This window comes from Rhizobium sp. NLR22b, assembly GCF_019685295.1.
Taxonomy (GTDB): Bacteria; Pseudomonadota; Alphaproteobacteria; order Rhizobiales; family Rhizobiaceae; genus Rhizobium.
Window position 1 is genome coordinate 674277 of sequence record NZ_JABDWM010000001.1, and the last position, 18047, is coordinate 692323.

At 62.4% G+C, this 18047-nt stretch carries 17 protein-coding genes and 1 pseudogene; 10 read left to right on the forward strand and 8 right to left on the reverse strand.

The window, feature by feature from the left end; translation table 11 throughout:
* Positions 1-3: 3 nt before the first annotated feature.
* The gene (locus tag HJC00_RS03190) at positions 4-1665 is read left to right on the forward strand and encodes a urocanate hydratase (RefSeq protein WP_210629472.1); all 1662 of its coding nucleotides are present in this window, start codon (positions 4-6) and stop codon (positions 1663-1665) included.
* Between the two features lie 80 nt (positions 1666-1745).
* Here HJC00_RS03190 and HJC00_RS03195 read toward each other — a convergent pair whose 3' ends face one another.
* A complete protein-coding gene (locus HJC00_RS03195) occupies positions 1746-2984 on the reverse strand; it encodes an MFS transporter (protein ID WP_221146012.1) in 1239 nt (412 codons plus the stop codon).
* A gap of 33 nt (positions 2985-3017) precedes the next feature.
* Complete coding sequence (locus HJC00_RS03200; protein ID WP_210629473.1) at positions 3018-3923, reverse strand: LysR family transcriptional regulator; 906 nt, start codon at positions 3921-3923, stop codon at positions 3018-3020.
* A 126-nt stretch (positions 3924-4049) separates the two neighbouring features.
* Between HJC00_RS03200 and HJC00_RS03205 the strand changes: the two genes are divergently transcribed.
* Together HJC00_RS03205 and coaBC are read left to right on the forward strand one after the other, a co-directional pair.
* A complete protein-coding gene (locus HJC00_RS03205) occupies positions 4050-4814 on the forward strand; it encodes an SDR family oxidoreductase (protein WP_210629474.1) in 765 nt (254 codons plus the stop codon).
* A gap of 198 nt (positions 4815-5012) precedes the next feature.
* Entirely contained in the window at positions 5013-6221 is a 1209-nt protein-coding gene (gene coaBC, locus HJC00_RS03210; RefSeq protein WP_221145789.1) for a bifunctional phosphopantothenoylcysteine decarboxylase/phosphopantothenate--cysteine ligase CoaBC, read from the forward strand.
* Positions 6222-6258: 37 nt separating this feature from the next.
* On the opposite strand, the gene HJC00_RS03215 is transcribed toward coaBC, so the two are convergent.
* Positions 6259-7071 (reverse strand): class II glutamine amidotransferase, encoded by an 813-nt coding sequence (locus HJC00_RS03215; RefSeq protein ID WP_221163610.1) that lies wholly within the window; start codon positions 7069-7071, stop codon positions 6259-6261.
* Between the two features lie 506 nt (positions 7072-7577).
* Here HJC00_RS03215 and HJC00_RS03220 point away from each other — a divergent pair.
* The 4 genes from HJC00_RS03220 to HJC00_RS03235 all read left to right on the forward strand — a co-directional run bounded on the left by HJC00_RS03220 (position 7578) and on the right by HJC00_RS03235 (position 11568).
* On the forward strand, positions 7578-8255 hold the full coding sequence (locus tag HJC00_RS03220; protein ID WP_210629477.1) for a FadR/GntR family transcriptional regulator: 678 nt from the start codon (positions 7578-7580) through the stop codon (positions 8253-8255).
* A complete protein-coding gene (locus HJC00_RS03225; protein ID WP_210629478.1) occupies positions 8252-9541 on the forward strand; it encodes an MFS transporter in 1290 nt (429 codons plus the stop codon). Before HJC00_RS03220 ends, HJC00_RS03225 begins: the two co-directional genes overlap by 4 nt.
* Positions 9542-9629: 88 nt before the next feature.
* Positions 9630-11156 carry a S10 family peptidase gene (locus HJC00_RS03230; protein WP_210629479.1) on the forward strand — a complete coding sequence of 509 codons (1527 nt, stop codon included), beginning with the start codon at positions 9630-9632 and terminating at the stop codon, positions 11154-11156.
* 10 nt (positions 11157-11166) lie between these two features.
* Positions 11167-11568, forward strand: coding sequence for a GFA family protein (locus HJC00_RS03235; protein WP_221163611.1), 402 nt, complete (start codon positions 11167-11169; stop codon positions 11566-11568).
* 296 nt (positions 11569-11864) lie between these two features.
* On the opposite strand, the gene HJC00_RS03240 is transcribed toward HJC00_RS03235, so the two are convergent.
* The 3 genes from HJC00_RS03240 to HJC00_RS03250 all read right to left on the reverse strand — a co-directional run bounded on the left by HJC00_RS03240 (position 11865) and on the right by HJC00_RS03250 (position 13532).
* Positions 11865-12638 (reverse strand): DUF1236 domain-containing protein, encoded by a 774-nt coding sequence (locus HJC00_RS03240; RefSeq protein WP_221163612.1) that lies wholly within the window; start codon positions 12636-12638, stop codon positions 11865-11867.
* Between the two features lie 101 nt (positions 12639-12739).
* The gene (locus tag HJC00_RS03245; RefSeq protein WP_221153594.1) at positions 12740-13135 is read right to left on the reverse strand and encodes a DUF1236 domain-containing protein; all 396 of its coding nucleotides are present in this window, start codon (positions 13133-13135) and stop codon (positions 12740-12742) included.
* A gap of 130 nt (positions 13136-13265) precedes the next feature.
* Entirely contained in the window at positions 13266-13532 is a 267-nt protein-coding gene (locus HJC00_RS03250; protein ID WP_221163613.1) for a BON domain-containing protein, read from the reverse strand.
* Between the two features lie 618 nt (positions 13533-14150).
* Here HJC00_RS03250 and HJC00_RS03255 point away from each other — a divergent pair.
* Positions 14151-14426: pseudogene (locus HJC00_RS03255) on the forward strand (HlyD family type I secretion periplasmic adaptor subunit); the annotation flags it as partial.
* A 33-nt stretch (positions 14427-14459) separates the two neighbouring features.
* Here HJC00_RS03255 and HJC00_RS03260 read toward each other — a convergent pair.
* Positions 14460-16043 carry a peptide chain release factor 3 gene (locus tag HJC00_RS03260; RefSeq protein WP_221099727.1) on the reverse strand — a complete coding sequence of 528 codons (1584 nt, stop codon included), beginning with the start codon at positions 16041-16043 and terminating at the stop codon, positions 14460-14462.
* 90 nt (positions 16044-16133) lie between these two features.
* Here HJC00_RS03260 and dut point away from each other — a divergent pair, with 90 nt between their 5' ends.
* Positions 16134-16604 carry a dUTP diphosphatase gene (gene dut, locus HJC00_RS03265; protein ID WP_221145776.1) on the forward strand — a complete coding sequence of 157 codons (471 nt, stop codon included), beginning with the start codon at positions 16134-16136 and terminating at the stop codon, positions 16602-16604.
* Between the two features lie 56 nt (positions 16605-16660).
* Entirely contained in the window at positions 16661-17404 is a 744-nt protein-coding gene (locus tag HJC00_RS03270; protein WP_259672183.1) for a hypothetical protein, read from the forward strand.
* Positions 17405-17515: 111 nt separating this feature from the next.
* Here the strand turns inward: HJC00_RS03270 and HJC00_RS03275 are convergent, their stop codons facing one another.
* On the reverse strand, positions 17516-17980 hold the full coding sequence (locus HJC00_RS03275; RefSeq protein WP_221145774.1) for an Lrp/AsnC family transcriptional regulator: 465 nt from the start codon (positions 17978-17980) through the stop codon (positions 17516-17518).
* Positions 17981-18047: the final 67 nt, after the last annotated feature.

Sequence of the window (18047 nt, forward strand, 5' to 3'; positions counted from 1 at the left end):
GTGATGCCGAAGGCCAATCCACGCCATCCGAAATTTCCAATTCCCGGCGGACCGGAGTTGCGTGCCAAGGGCTGGCGACAGGAGGCGCTGCTGCGGCTCCTCGAAAACGTGCTCGCCGTCGGCGAGGATCCCGACAATCTGATCGTCTATGCCGCGCTCGGCAAGGCAGCGCGCAACTGGCCGGCGCACAAGGGCATCGTCAAGGCGCTGACGGAGATGGATGAGGACCAGACGCTGCTCATCCAGTCAGGCAAGCCGATCGGGGTCGTAAAGACCCATGCAAAGGCGCCGCTCGTCATCATGGCGAACTGCAACATCGTCGGGCAATGGGCAAAGGCCGAAGTGTTCTACGAGCTGCAGCGCAAAGGGCTGATCTGCTGGGGCGGGCTGACGGCCGGCGCCTGGCAATATATCGGCAGTCAGGGCGTCATCCAGGGCACTTACGAGATTTTCATGCGCATCGCCGAACGCCGCTTCGGCGGCGATCTCCATGGCCGATTCGTGCTGACGGCCGGCCTCGGCGGCATGGGCGGGGCGCAGCCGCTCGCCGGCCGCATGGCAGGCGCGGCGATCCTCTGCGTCGACATCGATCCGGAGCGGGCGCGAAAACGCCAGCAGATCGGCTATCTCCAGAAAATCGCTCCCGATCTCGATACCGCGCTTGAAATGATCGATGCGGCGGCGAAGGAGAAGCGGGCGCTGTCCGTCGGCCTCGTCGGCAATGCGGCGGAGGTTTATCCCGAGATCGCTCGGCGCGGCATCGTGCCCGATATCGTCACCGATCAGACCTCGGCGCATGACCTCGTCTATGGCTACGTACCGAAGGGCATGAGCCTTGATCAGGTCAGAGGCCTGCGCGACGACGGCCAGGGGCAATTGATGGCGGCAAGCCGCGCCTCGATCGTTGATCATGTCACCGCGATGCTGGAGTTCCAGAAGAAGGGCTCCGAAGTCTTCGACAATGGCAACCTCATCCGCACGCAGGCGAAAGAGGGCGGTGTCGCCAACGCCTTCGATATTCCGATCTTCACCGAGGCCTATCTCAGGCCGCTCTTTGCCCGGGCGATCGGGCCGTTCCGCTGGATGGCGCTGTCGGGCGAGGAGAGCGATATCGCCCGGATTGACGACCTGCTCATCGAGATGTTTCCCGACAACAAGATCATCACCAATTGGATCCGGCTGGCGCGCGAGCACGTGCCCTTCGAGGGGCTGCCGGCACGCATCGCCTGGCTCGGACATGGGGAACGTACGGCGCTTGCTCTTCGCGTCAATGCGCTGGTGGCGAGCGGTGTGCTGAAAGGTCCCGTCGCCTTCTCCCGCGACCATCTCGATGCCGGCGCCATGGCGCATCCGAATATCATGACCGAGCGGATGAAGGACGGGTCCGACGCGATCGCCGACTGGCCGCTGATCGATGCGATGATGCTCTGCTCCTCGATGGCCGATCTCGTCGTCGTCCATTCCGGCGGCGGCGGCTATGCCGGCTACATGACGAGCTGCGGCGTCACCGTGATCGCCGATGGCACCGATGCCGCCGAAGAACGGCTCGACCACGCGCTCACCAACGACACGGCGCTCGGCGTGATGCGCTATGCCGATGCCGGATATGACGAGGCGCTTGATGAGGTGGCGAGGAAGGACGTGCCCTATCTCAGACTAGATTGATTCAAGGGCGGGCCTTACCTGAAGCATGACGGCGATATCGGCGACGGTCAGCACGAGATGGCCGAGACGGTCGATGCTGATCATGCCTTTCTCCTTGCGAAGTGGTGCGCGACACAGGCCGACATAAAGGCGAGCGCCAGCATGGCAAGGGTGAAGATGACGACGGCTGCCCAGCCTTCGACCGCGAAGAACCAGCCGCCGGCCGAGCCGATGAGGCTGGAGCCGACATAATAGGCCAGCATGTAGATCGATGAAGCGTGCCCCTTGTTGCCGAGGGCAAGCTTGCCGACAAGGCCGCTGGCGATGGAATGGCTCATGAAGAAGCCGGTCGTCAGCACGATGATACCGAGGATGATCGACGGCAGCGACGCGAAGAGCGTCAATGCGCTGCCGGCGGCCGTCAGCGCGAGGCCGAAGAGAAGCACCGGAAAGTGGCCGATCCGGTCTCCCAGCAGGCCGCCGATCGAGGCGGCGCCGATGCCGAAGAGATAGACGGTGAAGATCAAGCCGAGTTCGGTCTGATTGAGGCCGTAAGGCGGCGCCATGAGGCGGAAACCAGCGTAATTGTAGATCGTCACGAAGGAGCCCATCGCCAGGAAGGCGATGGCGAAGAGGAAGGGCAGCGCCGGATTTCTGAGATGGCCAAGCCAGGCTCTGGCGTGAAAACGCGGATCGAAACCCGGCCGACGGACGAAATTCTTTGACGGCGGCAGGAGGGCGATAAAGCCGATCGCCGCGGCAAGTCCGATGGCGCCGATCAAGAAGAGCGCCGGGCGCCAGCCAAGATATTCGGCGAAGATGCCTGTCAGCACGCGGCCGGACATGCCGCCGAAGGCCGTGCCGCCGACATAAAGGCCCATGGTGGCGCCGAGGCCGCGGGGATCGATCTCCTCGGCAAGATAGGCCATGGCGACGGCGGGCACGCCGCCGAGAACGAGACCCTGGAGGGCGCGGATGACGAGCAGCAGATGCCAATTCGGGGCGAAAGCCGTAGCAATCGTCAGCAACGCCGCACCGACCAGCGATATCGACATCAGGCTGCGGCGGCCAAGGCCTTCCGAGACGGCGGCGGCGCAGACGATGGCAACCGCCAGGAAACCGGTGGAGAGCGACAGCGACAGCGAGCTTCCGGCCGGGCTGACGGAAAACTCCTGCGATAAGACCGGCAGCAGCGGCTGCACGCAATAGAGCAGCGAGAAGGTGGAAAAACCGGAGAGAAAGAGCGCCAGGCTGGCGCGGCGATAGGCGCCTGTGCCGCGCGTCAGGTAATGCTTTTCTCCTGCGATCACGGTTTTCACGGTTCGCGCTGGCGGCGGCATATCTTCATTCTGGTGGGCGTTCGAATTCATGTGTTAACCCGCTGGATCCCAATAGGGCGGATCCCCGAAGCTCTTCCTCAAGTGATCGGCGATAGCGCGGAGCTTGGCCGAGGGATTTCGGCCCTCGGGATGGGCCAAATAGATGAATTCGGCCTCCGGCCTGTGACCGACATCGATTTCGGCAAGCCGGCCCTCGCGAATGGCCGGGCCGGCGATGAAGGCCGGCAGCAGGGCGATGCCGAGGCCGGCAATCGCGGCATCGCGCAGCATGTCGCCATTGTTGATGCCGAGCGCCAGTTTGGCGCGGACGACGACCGCCCCCTCCGGGGTCTCGAAGCGCCAGTCGGCAACGCCGCGATTGGTATAGAAGACGCCGCGATGGCGGTTCAGATCGGCGAGCGACGATGGCGTTCCCTCGCGGGCGAGATAATCCGGCGAAGCGCAGAGAAGCCGGCGGCTGCGGGTGAGCTTCCAGGCGACCAGTCGGCTGTCGGCGATCGGGCCGTTGCGGATGATGGCGTCGTAGCCGTCCGAGGCCGCATCGACGCGGCGGTCATCGATGTCGAGCGTCAACTCGATGTCGGGATGGTCGGCAAGAAAGGGGTAGAGCGCCGGGCCGAGATGCATGCGGCCGAACGTGACCGGGGCGGCGATGCGGATCGGGCCGGACAGCGTGCCGCGCCGCTCGGCCATGTCGGCGGCGGCCTCGTCAATCTCACGCACGATGCGCGCGGCGCGCTCGAGAAATGCAGATCCGTCCTCCGTCAAGGTGAGCTTGCGGGTCGTTCGGTGCAGCAGGACGCCGCCCAACGACTTCTCCAATTCCGCCAGCCTTTCGCTGACGACGGACTTGGAGAGCCGCAGCCTCCTGGCCGCCTCGCTGACCGAGCCTGCCTCCGCCACGGCGACGAAAGCCGCAATGCCTTCTATCCTGATCATCGTTCGGTATTTCCGAATTCGAGTTCCTTAATCTGGAGACTAACCCGAACGAAATGAACATGCCATCTTCTGGTCAACGAAAGGGACGGCAGGGGCCGCCTCGGATCAACAACAGGAGATGGAACCATGAACCGCTTAAACAACAAGGTCGCGATCGTTACCGGCGCAAGCTCCGGCATCGGCCGCGTCACGGCAAAGCTCTTTGCGGCCGAAGGTGCGAAGGTCGTCGTCGGCGCCCGTCGCGAGCGTGAACTCGACAGCCTGGTCGCGGAGATCGAGGCAGAAGGCGGCAAAGCCATCGCCGTTGCAGGCGACGTCCGCTCGGAAGATTATCATAAGGCGCTGGTCGCGGCTGCCGTCACCAACTACGGCAAGCTCGATATCGCCTTCAACAATGCCGGCATCATCGGCGAAGCTGGGCCGAGCACCGGTATCTCGGAAGCAGGCTTCAGCGAGGCACTGGCCGTCAATCTGACCGCCTCCTTTCTCGCTGCCAAGCATCAGATCGTCGCGATGACGAACAATGGCGGCGGTTCCGTGATCTTCACCTCGACCTTCGTCGGCTACAGCTTCGCCTTTCCCGGCATTGCCGCCTATGCCGCCAGCAAATCCGGCCTGATCGGCCTGACGCAGGCGCTGGCCGCCGAGTTCGGACCGCAGGGCGTGCGCGTCAACGCCATCCTGCCGGGCGCCGTCGATACCGACATGTACCGCGACGTGAACAATACGCCCGACAAGCAGGCCGCCATCACCAATATGCACGCGCTGAAACGCGTCGCGACACCGGATGAAGTCGCCCGCTCGGTACTCTACCTCGCCTCCGACGATGCGAGCTTCGTCACCGGTACGGCCTCGCTGGTCGACGGCGGCATCTCGATCACCCGCAGTTGAGACCGGGCTGCCGCCATCGACCAGGGTCGGGCGCGGAAAGACCCCTCCCCCTTGTGGGGAGGGGTTGGGGAGGGGTCCTCGCCGACGCAACCAGTCGCCCGTCTCGAGCAGATCCGATACCTGTCGTCCGCGCGATTGCATGTTCTCCGCCAAAGGCTTAGGGTCGAGGCCGGTCAGAAAAGCGACGGGTACAAGACCATGGCTCTCAGCGGCAAACGCATCCTCCTCATCATCTCGGGCGGCATCGCCGCCTATAAGAGCCTGGATCTGATCCGCCGGCTGCGGGAGCGCGGCGCGAGCGTGCGTCCGGTCATGACCAAGGGGGCGCAGGAATTCGTCACGCCGCTTGCCGTCGGCGCTCTGGCTGCCGACCACGTCTTTGTCGATCTGTTTTCGCGGCAGGACGAACAGGATGTCGGCCATATCAGGCTGGCGCGCGACTGCGACCTCGTGCTGATTGCCCCCGCCAGCGCCGACCTGATGGCGAAGATGGCGAACGGCCTAGCCGACGATCTCGCCTCGACCGTGCTTCTCGCGACCGACAGGCCGGTGCTGGCCGCACCAGCGATGAACCCCAGAATGTGGGCGCATCCGGCGACACGGCGCAATGCGGCGAGACTCAGGGACGACGGCGTGCGCTTCGTCGGGCCGATGGTCGGCGAGATGGCTGAGAGCCGGGAGGCGGGGCTCGGCCGGATGGCGGAGCCGCTGGCGATCGTCGCGGCGGCCGACACCATGCTCGAGGAGGGGGAAAAGCCGCTGAAAGGACGCAAGGCGATCGTCACCTCGGGACCGACCCATGAGCCGATCGATCCGGTGCGCTATATCGCCAACCGCTCCTCCGGCCGGCAGGGGCACGCGATCGCCGCAGCCCTGGCGAAGCTCGGAGCCGACGTGACGCTGGTCTCCGGGCCGGTGTCGATCGCCGACCCGATCGGCACCAATGTTGTCCATGTCGAGCGGGCCGAGGAGATGCGCGATGCCGTGCTGGCGGCGCTGCCGGCCGATATCGCCGTGATGGTGGCGGCGGTGGCAGACTGGCGGGTGGCCTCGGCCGCCGACCAGAAACTGAAGAAACATCCGGGTGAATCCATTCCGACGCTGGCGCTGACCGAGAACCCAGACATCTTGAAGACCCTCGGACATCACACGATGCGACCGAGGCTGGTGATCGGCTTTGCCGCCGAGACGCAGGACGTGGAAAGCAATGCCAAGGCGAAGCTCGAGCGAAAGGGCGCCGACCTGATCGTCGCCAATGACGTTTCTCCTGCGACCGGCATCATGGGCGGCAGCCGCAACAGCGTCAAACTCATTCGCCACGACGGCGTCGAGCAATGGCCAGACCTGACGAAGGAAGAGGTCGCCGAAAGGCTGGCGGCGCTGATCGCCGAACGCTTCCGCGCATAATCCCTCATCGAAAATCGATCCCGTTTTTCGGAAAGGATTATGCCGAGACAGCCATGCGTTGCGATTTGGCTTTGCTCGGCTTTTCCGGCCGGAATTCCGCGACATCGATACTGTTTTTGCCGACGATGACGGCGCTGCCATCAGGAATCTCCGCCCAGGCGTCGACATCGTCGTTCAACGGTCCGGAGACCAGGCAGTAGCCGGCACCGACGGGCGAGGCATAGAGCGTCGGCGCCTTGCGATCCGTGGCATAGCGGATCGCATAGAGCGACTTGCCGTCGGAGAAGGCGGCGGTAAAGCGCAGCAGGATCGAGCCGATGGTGTTTTCGGCCAGATCCTCGACGAAACCAATCATGTCAGCCATAGCGGCGATCGGCGCCTCGCGCAGGCCGAATTGCAGCGCCAGCAAGAACATCAGCTCGGAATCGGTCGTGCCGCTGCGGGCATTGAACAGATCGTCGTCAAGCGTCGCCTCCATCGGCCGGCGCAAGCGCTCGAAGCCCGATATCTGGCCGTTGTGCATGAATGACCAAGTATCGTGGGTAAAGGGATGGCAATTGTCCCGGCGCGTGCCGCCGCCGGTGGCGGCGCGGACATGGGCGAGGAAGAGCGGCGAGCGGATCTGCCGCGCCAGGCTCTTGAGATTGCAATCCGACCAGGCCGGCAGGATATCGCGGTAGCGGCCGGGCTCGGGCCTGTCGCCATACCAGGCGATGCCGAAGCCGTCGCCATTGGTCGCCGTCTTGGCGCGGGTGGCGCAATGGGACTGCTCGATCAGCGAATGGGCGGGCGAGGATACCAGCTCCTCAAGGTAGAGAGGGTCTCCGCGATAGGCTGCCCAGCGACACATGGCTCTTTTGCTCCGGAACCCGCGGCATCGGCGGGCATGCTCTAAATTGTCGAACGCCACGGCTAATAACAGCTTAACGCGCGACTGATTTGCAGGCCGATCATGACGGTTTGGTGACCGAGTGGAACTTCAAATTCGGCAAAAGCCTGTGTTCTTTTGTGAACGCGGATCCGACCCAGGTGGATGTCTCGAGTGCAATTTCTTCTTGCATCTGGCGCGAATCGTCCTACCTTTTCCCTATCAGCAACAGAACGAAAGGAAGGTGATCCAATGTCTAATGAGATTTCGGACCTCGTATCGGGCATGGAAGTGGTGATGAAAGCGAGGCAGCCCTCGCTCTAAGACCCGCCTTCCTGGGGCTGCTTTGACAGTCCAGGCCAGTTCGAGGCCAAACTCATGGAAAGGGTCGCCGAGGCGGCCCTTTTTTGTTGCCTGAGTTTCCGACATTGACGCATGATCGGGATTCTTCTACTCATAAAGTCATCTGATGACTTTATGAGTAGAAGATGCAGGCGCTCAGCAAGACCAATCTCGCCGATGAGGCGATCGAGGCAATCCGCAGCGACATTGTCGGCAAGCGCTGGGCAGTCGGCGACAAGTTGCCGAACGAGGCCTCGTTGTCGGCCATGCTCTCCGTCAGCCGCGGCACGGTGCGCGAGGCAGTGCGGGTTCTTGTCTCCCAGGGTTATCTCGAAACCCGGCAGGGGTCGGGCACCTATGTGCGTTCGACCAGCGACGCCGGCCGGCCGCTGACCATGGCGCGGCGCGCCAGCCTGCGCGATCAATTCGAAGCGCGCTTAGCACTCGATGTCGAGGCGGCACGACTGACAGCAATGCGCAAGACGCCGGAGACGATTGCCGAGCTGCGCCGGCTGCTGAACGAACGCGGCAGTTACGCCGGCGGCGATGAAGCCGCCTTCATCGAACGGGACCTCGCCTTCCACAAGGCGGTCATCGCTGCTTCTGGCAATCGGGCGATGATCGAGATCTACGATTTCTTCTCGGCTTCGATCGCCGACACGATTGCGGCGACGCTCGGCAAGGATATTCCCGAACCCGACATGCAGGCGCATGTCGATATCGTCGATGCGATCGACACCGGCGATCCCGGCCAGGCGGATGCGGCGGTGCGCCGATTCATGGCGCCCGTTCTTGCTGCACTCGATCGGATGATCCTGTCATGAACACGCCTTCCAACAATGCCGCCATCACGCTTGACGTGGCCGACGAATTGCTGATCGATGCCGAGGCAGGCAGCTTTCCCGCCCCGCAGGCAGTGCCGGTACGGGATGGAGCAGACAGTTTGCTGCTCGGCGCCAGCCTCGTGCTGATCGCTTTCAACCTGCGCCCGGTCTTTTCGAGCGCCTCGGCGCTGCTGCCGGAGATCCGCTCCGAACTCGGGCTGAGCGCGCTTGGCGCCAGTCTGCTGACGACGCTTCCGGTCGTCTGCCTCGGCGTCTTCTCGCCGCTTGCGCCTCGTCTTGCCCAGCGCATCGGAACCGAACGCACACTGCTCGGCGTTGTCCTGCTGCTTGCGCTCGGCACAGCCATGCGCGGGCTTTCCTCCGTGCCGCTGCTCTTTATCGGCACGGCCCTTGCCGGTGCGTGCATCGCCGTCGGCAACGTATTGCTGCCGGGACTGGTGAAGCGGGACTTCCCCACGCGCGCCGCGCTGATGACCGGCTTTTATACGATGGCGCTCTGCGCAGGTGCTGCCAGTGCGGCCGGGCTGACGCTGCCGATCGAACATGCGCTCGGCGGCTCTCTCCAAGGCGCGCTCGCCGCCTGGGCGCTGCCGGCGCTCGCCGTCGGCCTCATCTGGTTGCCGCAGGTCCTTCGCGGCGGTGCCGAAGCAAGGCGAAACGGCTTTCGCGTCGACGGACTCTGGCGGGACCGGCTGGCTTGGCAGGTGACGCTGTTCATGGGGCTGCAATCGGCGCTTGCCTACTGCGTCTTCGGCTGGCTGGTTCCCATCCTGCGCGAACGCGGGCTCGACGGCGTCACGGCCGGGGCGATCGTTTCGCTCTCGGTGATGGTGCAGGCGGCCTCCTGCCTCGTTGTGCCGCATATCGCCGTGCGCGGCCGCGATCAGCGATTGATCAATGCCGGCCTCTGCGGCGTCGCCGTAACCGCTCTGCTCGGGCTGCTCTTTGCGCCGCTTTCGAGCGTCTGGCTGTGGGCGGTGCTGCAGGGCATCGGCCAGGGCGGACTGATCGCGGCCGCCATGACGACGATCGTGCTGCGCTCGCGCGATCCCGATGTGGCCGCCCATCTCTCCGGCATGGCGCAATGCGTCGGCTATCTGCTCGCCGCAATCGGCCCGCTGATCGTCGGCCTCATCCGTGGCTGGACCGGAAGCTTTTCCTGGTGCGCGGTTCTGTTCATCGCGCTCGGGCTGGGGGCCGCGATCAACGGCTGGAGGGCCGGCCGAGCGCTGGAGGTGAATGTGCACGCGGTCGAGAAAGTCTAGCCCCACCGGTCCATCACCATCTCTTGATGCCGGTCGTCAGCCGCGGATGCTACGCTATCTCAGCCTGCATCCGCCCGGAGGACAAATCGTGCGCATACGAACCCTGTTTCTGCTCACCGCGTTGATGGCGTCGCTGGGGCCTGCCCTTTCCCCAGCGCAGGAAAGCGGCGGGCGCCAGGCAAATGTCGAGCGCAGTGCGCGCGACGGCGTGCTGAAGCTGCTGCCGGCCGACTCCGTCACGGAGCACGAGTTGACGGTCGACGGCCGGAAGATCGCCTACACCGCGACCGCCGGCACTCTCGATCTCTTCGGTCAGGACGGAGCGCAAACCGGCGCGATCTTCTACACCGCCTATGTCGCCAGCGGTGGCGGGTCGGATCGGCCGCTGACCTTTGCCTTCAACGGCGGGCCGGGCGCAGCCTCCGCCTTTCTGCATCTCGGGCTGGTCGGGCCCAAAGTGCTCGATTTCGGGCCGCAGGCACGTGACGGCGCCCATGCGAAACTCGTCGATAACGAGCAAAGCTGGCTCGATTTTACCGATCTCGTGCTGATCGATCCGATCGGGACCGGCTGGAGCCGGACGGCGAAGGCGGACGACGCCTCCAACTATTACAACGTCAACTCGGATGCCCAGAGCATCGCCAAGGCGATCGCGCTCTATGTCGCGCATAATAATCGTTCCAACTCGCCGAAATATCTGCTCGGCGAAAGCTATGGCGGTTTCCGCGCCGCCAAGGTCGCCTCCGCCCTGCAGGAAAGCCAGGGCATCGTCGTCGCCGGCGCCGTGATGCTCTCGCCGCTGCTCGAAGGGCAGCTGATGTTCAATGCCGACCAGTTCGCGCTCGGCGCGGCGCTCGAGCTACCATCGCTGGCTGCGGCCGAACTCGACCGGCAAAATGGCTTTACCGAGGAGAAGCAGAGGCAAGCGGAGCGTTTCGCGCTCGGCGACTATTTGACGACGCTCGCCGGCCCGCCGCCGACGGGCGCCGATGCCGCAGCCTTCTATGGCAGAATCGCCGGGCTAACCGGCATTCCGCAGGATATCGTCGCCCGCAATCGCGGTTTCCTCGGCAATTCCTTCGTCAAGCACTCGGACGGCGGCGGCCAGGTGGCAAGCCCCTACGATGCTTCCTTCGCGGCGCCCGATCCCTATCCGGAATCCGATTACGACCGCGGCGATGACGCCATCCTCGATGGCTTCACGCGCGCCTATGGCGGCGCCTTCGCCGATTATGCCCGTAACGAGCTCGGCTTCAAAACCGAAATGACCTATTCGCTGCTCGACAGCGACATCAGCCGGCGCTGGGACTGGGGCGGCGGCCGCGGCGGGTCACGCCTCCAGGCGAGCGCCACCGACGACATCAGGCAGCTGCTCGCTTCGAACGCGGCCTTCCATCTGCTGATCGCACATGGCTACAGCGATCTGGTGACGCCGTACAGCGTCAGCCGCTATGTGGTCGACCACCTGCCGCCATCGCTCGCCAGTGTCCGTGTCGGGCTGAAACTCTACCATGGCGGCCATATGTTCTACACAAGTGCCGATGAACGGGCCGCCTTTACGGCGGATGCCAAGACCTTCTATGCCGCCCGCCCGGCCGCACAGCCGGCGGATTGAGGAGTTGCCGATGCATATAACGGGAGGATGTCATTGCGGCGCGATCCGCTATCAGGCGGAAATCGACGCGGAGCGGGTTTCGATCTGCCATTGCACCGATTGCCAGCGGCTGACGGGCTCGGCCTACCGCGTCACCGCGCCGGCGCAACCGGAAAGCTTCACGCTTGTTTCGGGTGAACCGCGCAGCTATCCGAAACATGGCGACAGCGGCGCCCTCAGCCGGCAATTCTTCTGTGCGAATTGCGGATCACCGCTCTATCGAACCGATGGCGAAGGCGGCTCGATCGGTATCCGTCTCGGCAGCATCGACCAGCGGCGGGACCTGACGCCAAAGAAACAGATATGGTGCCGGTCGGCTCTGGCCTGGGCGGAAAATATTCAGCCGCTGCCGCGGTTTGATGGCGAGGACTAGCTAGCCGAAGGAGGTTGCGAGGGCCCAACTATAACCGGCAACGAACGCTGGGGTCTAAGGTTATCCATCGAGTTGATCTCAGCGCGAGAGAAGTTTCGCAATAAGGTTAGTAACTCAGAGCTAATTGACCATCTTTGAACCATGTCATCCTATTCTACGTTGTCGAGTCCCTCCGGCCGGCGGCACGGGTAGTGCAAAATGCCCCGCAATTTGCGGGGCATTTTGCTTGTTGGCCGGCTGCCTCGACATGGAGCGAGGCAAGATGTCGATCGGCAAACGCCGCCAAGACCCGGGCGTCAGGCCTCGATAATGTAGACGATCGTCAAAGCATTCGGATCGACGATAACGATCCGGCCATCCGCAAGGATGAAGAAGCGATAGCCTTCATACTGCGGAACGATCTTCACCATGCGCGGCGGCAGTGGTTCGAGCCGCACCTTCTTCGGGATTTTCACCCCGAGGGAGACCGTGAAGTCAACCTCCTTCACCGGCGCTACATGGACCTCCTTCACCACCGACCGAATTTCGGTCTGCTGTTCGACCGAGATGTTGACGTTGGTTTCGGACGAGCTCTTGTTTGTCGTCGCATTCTGGTCGGTCGACTGCTTCGTCGCATCGCCGCCCTGCGTGGTGGTGCTTTTTGCCCCTGAGGTGGCCCCGCCGCTGGTCTCGGTGCTGCCGGATTTGGCGGTGGGCTTCTGTTCGGTGGTGGTGCCACCGCCGGCGTCTTGCGATCCGGATTTAGTTTCCGTTGAAGCCTTACCGGAAGCAGTTCCGCTCGTCGAGCTATCGGTCGCAGGCTGCTCGGCCCTCTTCTGGGTGTCCGAACTGCCGGACTTCTGCTGCGATGACTGAGCCTTGCCCTGTGGGCAGGCTCCCGAAGCGTCGGGGGTGCAGTCGGTGCCGGTCTTGCCGGAGCCCGCCTGCGAACCGGAGTCCGTGCTCTGGGAACCGGATTGGGCTTGATTGCCGCTCTTGGTGTCCTGCTGGGCTACAGCCGGCAGTGTCGCCAGCGGCGATACGCTGAGTGACAGTGCTGCCACGAGCATGGCAAAATGGTTGCTTTTCATAATTCATTCTCCAACGTTCGAACACGCCCTGCAGTCCGCATTCCAATGCGCCACATGCATGCCCTGATTATTTGGAAGGGGCGGCGGGAGCTGCCCTTCGGTCACTGAAGGACCTGGATCACCTTCCGGGAGGAAGGTTCGACGATCACACGCTCATCGTTGACGATCGCGTATGCATATTTCGGATCATCGGGAACCGGCGTCACGACGACGGTCTCCGGCAGAGGCTGTCCGACGACGACCTTTTCCTTCACGACGACGCGCTTGGTCGGGGCGGGAGCCTGTTGAACATAGGTGACGACCTTCTGCGGCGGCGGATCGATGACGCTGCCCGCAACACCGCCGACAATGCCGCCAACCGCCGCGCCCACCGGGCCGCCGACAACTGCACCCGCTGCAGCGCCACCTGCAGCACCAGTCACCGTAGATGACTGAGCGAAGGCAGACGTCGATGCCAATAGAATACTAGCGGCAATTCCTACTGCTTTGATATCCATGTGTTTTCCTCCTTTGATGCGGTTGATTCCGCTGGAGGGTCAAACCTGAAACCGGAACAAGTGTTCCGGCACCGGGACTTCGTGCCGTGGACGTTGTCGGACTTTAGTCCTAGCCCGCAAGTACAGTCCATTACTGCGTCGGGAAGCGGCTTTGCATCCGGTCGTGGACGTTCTCCCCGCCCACGATCAGCGCGGCAACCGAGATGACTCTGTCACGGTCTGCGGCTTTTGTGATATAGCCTTCGAGTAGTACGACAGGGCCGAGCATCCTGATCTCGATGGCGCTGCTGTCGATGTCCGGATCGGCAGAAAGGGCTGCTTTGATCGTTGCGATGATCGAGGCAGAGCGATGACCTTCCGAGCAACGCTCCTCATGATTGTTGGCGCCGAACTTCATATCCTCCTCCTGATACACCCCTCCGCGGACCTTCACGTTATTTGAATCAGTATATGCGCAGCCCGTCCTGAGACGGCCAGTCCGACTTAGGTCCGTCTTTCCGTCGGCACGATCAGGCTAGGTTTCCTCATCCCTGCTGAAAGGAGAGAGGTTTTAGCGATGTTGCCGTATTCAGTCAGAACTTCGCTGGTGAAGCGTTGTCGACCCATGTCGGGCGTCGCTTTTTGAGAGTAAAGGGGCTCTTCATGCAAACGATTGGATAGTGGATTGGCATAGAAGCGAAGCTTCGCCCTTCCTATGCTTGCAACGAGCGGTCAAGAAAAGAATGGTTGATCCGATCGCTTGGCAAGGTTGCCGGAGCCCTTGTCGCGGTATGGCCGACAGTGACGGATGGCGTTTCCTGGTTCATGACCTAGGTTTTGACCTCGCCAGGAACGACAAGCGTCGCAGTCTGCGCGACCGCAACTCCCCCAAGTGATAGAAACACCGATACGGCAGAGATGACCAGTATTTTTATGTTATCCTCCGAGGGATCTTGAGTGTCCCGGCAGAGCGCTACCGATAGGATATGGTTCCTCCGCTACACGGAATGCCTGCGGGCATGTCGCTCCCGGATAGCCGGCGCGCGTCAGTTTCCCGGCCTTTGCCCGCTACAACCTGCTCGACGGCGTCGTGGAGATCGTATCGGCCGACATGATGGTGGAGGAGCGCAGCTGCGCTCCTTGTTTCGCCGCGACCGTTTTGATCGACCAGAGCGAACTTTCCAAGCTGGAAGGCGGCAAACTCCTGCCCGGCATGTCGAGCGAGACGATGATCCGGACCGGTGCCCGAACCGTGCTTTCTTATCCGGCCGAGCCGATCACACAAAACTTTCGCCGGGCGATGCGGGAAAAATTACCGCAACGCCCACGCTTCCAAGAACCCCAATCACGCCGCCTTGGCGGCGTGATATTCCTTGATGGCGACCATCTTGATTGCCGGGTAACGCTCCGCCTCATAACGCAATGAGAAGGCGTCCTGGGCGAGGAAGACGGGATCGCCGTCGAGATCGCGGGCGATATCGCCGCGTTTGACGGTGAGGAACTTTTCCAGATCGGCTGGCTGATCGGCCGAGATCCAGCGGCAGACGGAGAAGCGGGACATTTCGAAGGAGACCGGCAGGCCGTATTCGGCCATCAGCCGCTCCTTCAGGACGTCGAGCTGGAGGGCGCCGACGACGCCGACGATCGCCGGCGAGCCGTCTTCCGGCGAGAACAGCTGGACGACGCCTTCCTCGGCCATCTGCTGCAGCGCTTCCTTGAGCTTCTTCGCCTTCATCGCGTCTTCCAGGCGCACGCGGCGCAAGATCTCCGGCGAGAAGTTCGGCACGCCCTGGAAGACCAGCGATTCGCCTTCGGTCAGCGTGTCGCCGATGCGCAGCGTCCCGTGATTGGGGATGCCGACGACATCGCCGGCATAGGCGGTGTCGGCGAGCTGGCGCTGCGAGGCGAAGAAGAATTGCGGCGCCGTCAGGCCGAGCTGCTTGCCGGTACGGGCGAGCCGCGCCTTCATGCCGCGTTCGAGCTTGCCGGAGCAGATGCGGGCAAAGGCGATGCGGTCGCGGTGGTTGGGATCCATGTTGGCCTGAATCTTGAAGACGAAGGCCGTCATCTTGTCGTCGGTCGCATGCACCGTCCTGGTATCGGCCACTTGGTCACGCGGCGGCGGCGCAAATTCTCCGAGTGCATTGATGAGATCGCGAACACCGTAATTGCGCAGCGCCGAGCCGAAAAAGACAGGCGTCATATGGCCTTCGAGAAAAGACTCGCGGTCGAAGGGGCGGCAGGCTTCGATCGCAAGCTCGGTCTCGTCGATAAACGCCTGCCGCTCATTTTCCGGCAGCCTGTCGGCGACCGCCTGCGGGCCATTGACCGGCGTCGTCTCGACCTCGGTGTCGGAACCACGGGCGGTGCTGTTCGCCAGATGATAGGAGCCGCAGAAGGTCTTCGAGCGCCCGATCGGCCAGGTGATCGGCGCCGTATCCAGCGCCAGCTTCTCTTCGACCTCGTCGAGGATCTCGAAGGGGTCGCGGCTTTCCCTATCCATCTTGTTGATGAAGGTGATGATCGGGATATCGCGCATGCGGCAGACTTCGAAGAGCTTTAGCGTGCGCGGCTCGATACCCTTGGCGGCATCGATGACCATGACGGCGGCGTCGACGGCCGTCAGCGTACGATAGGTGTCGTCGGCGAAATCCTCGTGGCCTGGTGTGTCGAGGATGTTGAAGACATTGTCGTTATATTCGAAGGTCATCACCGAGGTGACGACCGAGATGCCGCGCTCACGCTCGATCTTCATCCAGTCGGAGCGCGTCTGCATGCGGTCCTTCTTCGCCTTGACTTCGCCGGCAAGCTGGATGGCGCCGCCGAACAGCAGCAGCTTCTCGGTGAGCGTCGTCTTACCCGCGTCCGGGTGGGCGATAATAGCGAATGTGCGGCGGCGGGAGACCGCCTCGGCGAGGCTTTCGGCCATGATGTGAATCCTGTGGAATTGCCGCTTAACTAGCGATTAAAGGCCGCGATTGCAATTGACCCCGGCCGCTCACGCGCAAAGTAATGGGCCATGACCATTCATCACGATCTCAGCCCGACGCTGAACCTCATCCGCCTGGCCAATGGCGAGGGCCTCGACCTGCCCGCCTATGAAAGCAAAGGGGCGGCCGGCATGGACCTGCGCGCCGCCGTCGCCGACGGCGAACCGCTGACGCTCTCGCCCGGCAAGCGGACGCTGGTGCCGACCGGCTTCATCTTCGAAATCCCCGAAGGGTTCGAAGGACAGGTGCGGCCGCGCTCCGGCCTTGCCTTCAAACACGGCATCACCTGCCTGAATTCGCCCGGCACCGTCGACAGCGACTATCGCGGCGAGGTGAAGGTGCTCCTCGCCAATCTCGGCGAGGAAGCCTTCACCATCGAGCGCGGCATGCGCATCGCCCAGATGGTGATCGCGCCGGTGACAAGGGCGCGGATTTTGGAGATCACCGAAGCGAGCGAGACCATACGAGGCGCAGGCGGCTTCGGCTCCACCGGCGTTTGATCAACGGTTCGAATGAAGCAGCCGAACGGTTGATGAGCAGCGTTGTGGGGGCGCTTATGCTATTCAAGAAAGCGCGATGGGGCGTAGTGATGGGTCTAGCGGCAGCGCTGATTGCGACGCCGGCGCTTGCGATCGATTCAACAAAGCTTCAGTCAATTCGCTCATCTTTGTCTGTGGAAGAGATCGTGGCTTTTGCCATGGCGAAGTCGACAGCGCCGATTCTCGACATCAACAAAGCAATCGAAATGAACATCGTCCTCAACGTGAAGGGTATGGAGAGGAGCGATGTTCAATCCTTACAGATTGAGCTTTTGCGCGTCTTCTCTGCGATCGGGGCTTACGCGGAAATCGGTATCAATTTCGATGCTAGTCGATCCATCGATTACTCGCCTGCAACGCCGTATGCACCGTTCAACGATCAGAACCAGCCGCCAAACACCCAGACTCTCAACGTATTCATCGATCGTGATGCGCTTGAACTGGCAAAGTTGGGCCAAATAGCAGTCCACGACATAGACACGCTTCGAAGCAAGCCGGACACGTCGACATGCTATCATGAGAGCCGAATAGGAAACCCGGTTATCAATGTTATCGTCGACCGCGACGTCAATCCTGTAGGTTGCCTTTATGGAGTACTGCTGCAATCAATCGGACTTACCGATGCCTTTGGTCGAGCTGCCGCGACTTTCAGTCCCGGAAGGATTCCCGGCTTCAGGATCAACGCTGAAATGGCGGCAGCATATGCCGTTCGTGAATGTCGGGACGCCGTTGATAAAAAAATCAGCTTGAGAAATGCCTGAGAGGAGTTCTCAAGGAAGGCAACTAAGGACCGTGGATTGGTCGATGCCGCCGCCTCGAGTTTTCGCACGAGACGCGTCGATGGCGAATTTCGGCTCCTACTCAGCCAATATCTACCTTTTCCGTGAAAGCGGCGGCAGACGGCGTTTGACGGGCGACGACTTGATCATCGAGGTGTTGGTCTCTGCCCGTTCGGCAACCTTGTCGAGGATGCCGTCGAGCTCGGTCATCGAGCGCACCACCAGACGGGCGATGAAACAATCCTCGCCCGTCACCTTGTCGCATTCGACGATCTCGGGAATTTCCTGAATGAGGCGCTCGACGATGTGCAGCTGTCCTGGCAGCGGCCGCACGCGGATGATCGCCTGCAGCGGATAACCGACGGCGGCCGGATCGAGATCGATTGTGAAGGCCTTGATGACGCCGCGCTCCTCCAGCCGGCGCAGACGCTCGGCGGCACTGGGCGAGGAGAGGCCCACCTGCTGTGCCAGCTCCTTCAGCGAGATGCGGGCATTGCCGGCCAGCGCTTCGAGAATGGTCTGATCGATTTCATCAAGCATCTGGGCGCCGTTAGGCATCAGCGTTTCCTTTCCTTTTATTATTAGGCAACATCGGGGAAATTCATTCCTATCTTTATATAATTTC

Excerpts from the sequence above, each read along its gene's own strand:
- HJC00_RS03190 (WP_210629472.1), top strand. The coding sequence starts at position 4 with ATGCCGAAGGCCAATCCACGCCATCCGAAATTTCCAATTCCCGGCGGA.
- HJC00_RS03195 (WP_221146012.1), bottom strand. The coding sequence starts at position 2,984 with ATGCCGCCGCCAGCGCGAACCGTGAAAACCGTGATCGCAGGAGAAAAG.
- HJC00_RS03200 (WP_210629473.1), bottom strand. The coding sequence starts at position 3,923 with ATGATCAGGATAGAAGGCATTGCGGCTTTCGTCGCCGTGGCGGAGGCA.
- HJC00_RS03205 (WP_210629474.1), top strand. The coding sequence starts at position 4,050 with ATGAACCGCTTAAACAACAAGGTCGCGATCGTTACCGGCGCAAGCTCC.
- coaBC (WP_221145789.1), top strand. The coding sequence starts at position 5,013 with ATGGCTCTCAGCGGCAAACGCATCCTCCTCATCATCTCGGGCGGCATC.
- HJC00_RS03215 (WP_221163610.1), bottom strand. The coding sequence starts at position 7,071 with ATGTGTCGCTGGGCAGCCTATCGCGGAGACCCTCTCTACCTTGAGGAG.
- HJC00_RS03220 (WP_210629477.1), top strand. The coding sequence starts at position 7,578 with ATGCAGGCGCTCAGCAAGACCAATCTCGCCGATGAGGCGATCGAGGCA.
- HJC00_RS03225 (WP_210629478.1), top strand. The coding sequence starts at position 8,252 with ATGAACACGCCTTCCAACAATGCCGCCATCACGCTTGACGTGGCCGAC.
- HJC00_RS03235 (WP_221163611.1), top strand. The coding sequence starts at position 11,167 with ATGCATATAACGGGAGGATGTCATTGCGGCGCGATCCGCTATCAGGCG.
- HJC00_RS03240 (WP_221163612.1), bottom strand. The coding sequence starts at position 12,638 with ATGAAAAGCAACCATTTTGCCATGCTCGTGGCAGCACTGTCACTCAGC.
- HJC00_RS03245 (WP_221153594.1), bottom strand. The coding sequence starts at position 13,135 with ATGGATATCAAAGCAGTAGGAATTGCCGCTAGTATTCTATTGGCATCG.
- HJC00_RS03250 (WP_221163613.1), bottom strand. The coding sequence starts at position 13,532 with ATGAAGTTCGGCGCCAACAATCATGAGGAGCGTTGCTCGGAAGGTCAT.
- HJC00_RS03260 (WP_221099727.1), bottom strand. The coding sequence starts at position 16,043 with ATGGCCGAAAGCCTCGCCGAGGCGGTCTCCCGCCGCCGCACATTCGCT.
- dut (WP_221145776.1), top strand. The coding sequence starts at position 16,134 with ATGACCATTCATCACGATCTCAGCCCGACGCTGAACCTCATCCGCCTG.
- HJC00_RS03270 (WP_259672183.1), top strand. The coding sequence starts at position 16,661 with ATGCTATTCAAGAAAGCGCGATGGGGCGTAGTGATGGGTCTAGCGGCA.
- HJC00_RS03275 (WP_221145774.1), bottom strand. The coding sequence starts at position 17,980 with ATGCCTAACGGCGCCCAGATGCTTGATGAAATCGATCAGACCATTCTC.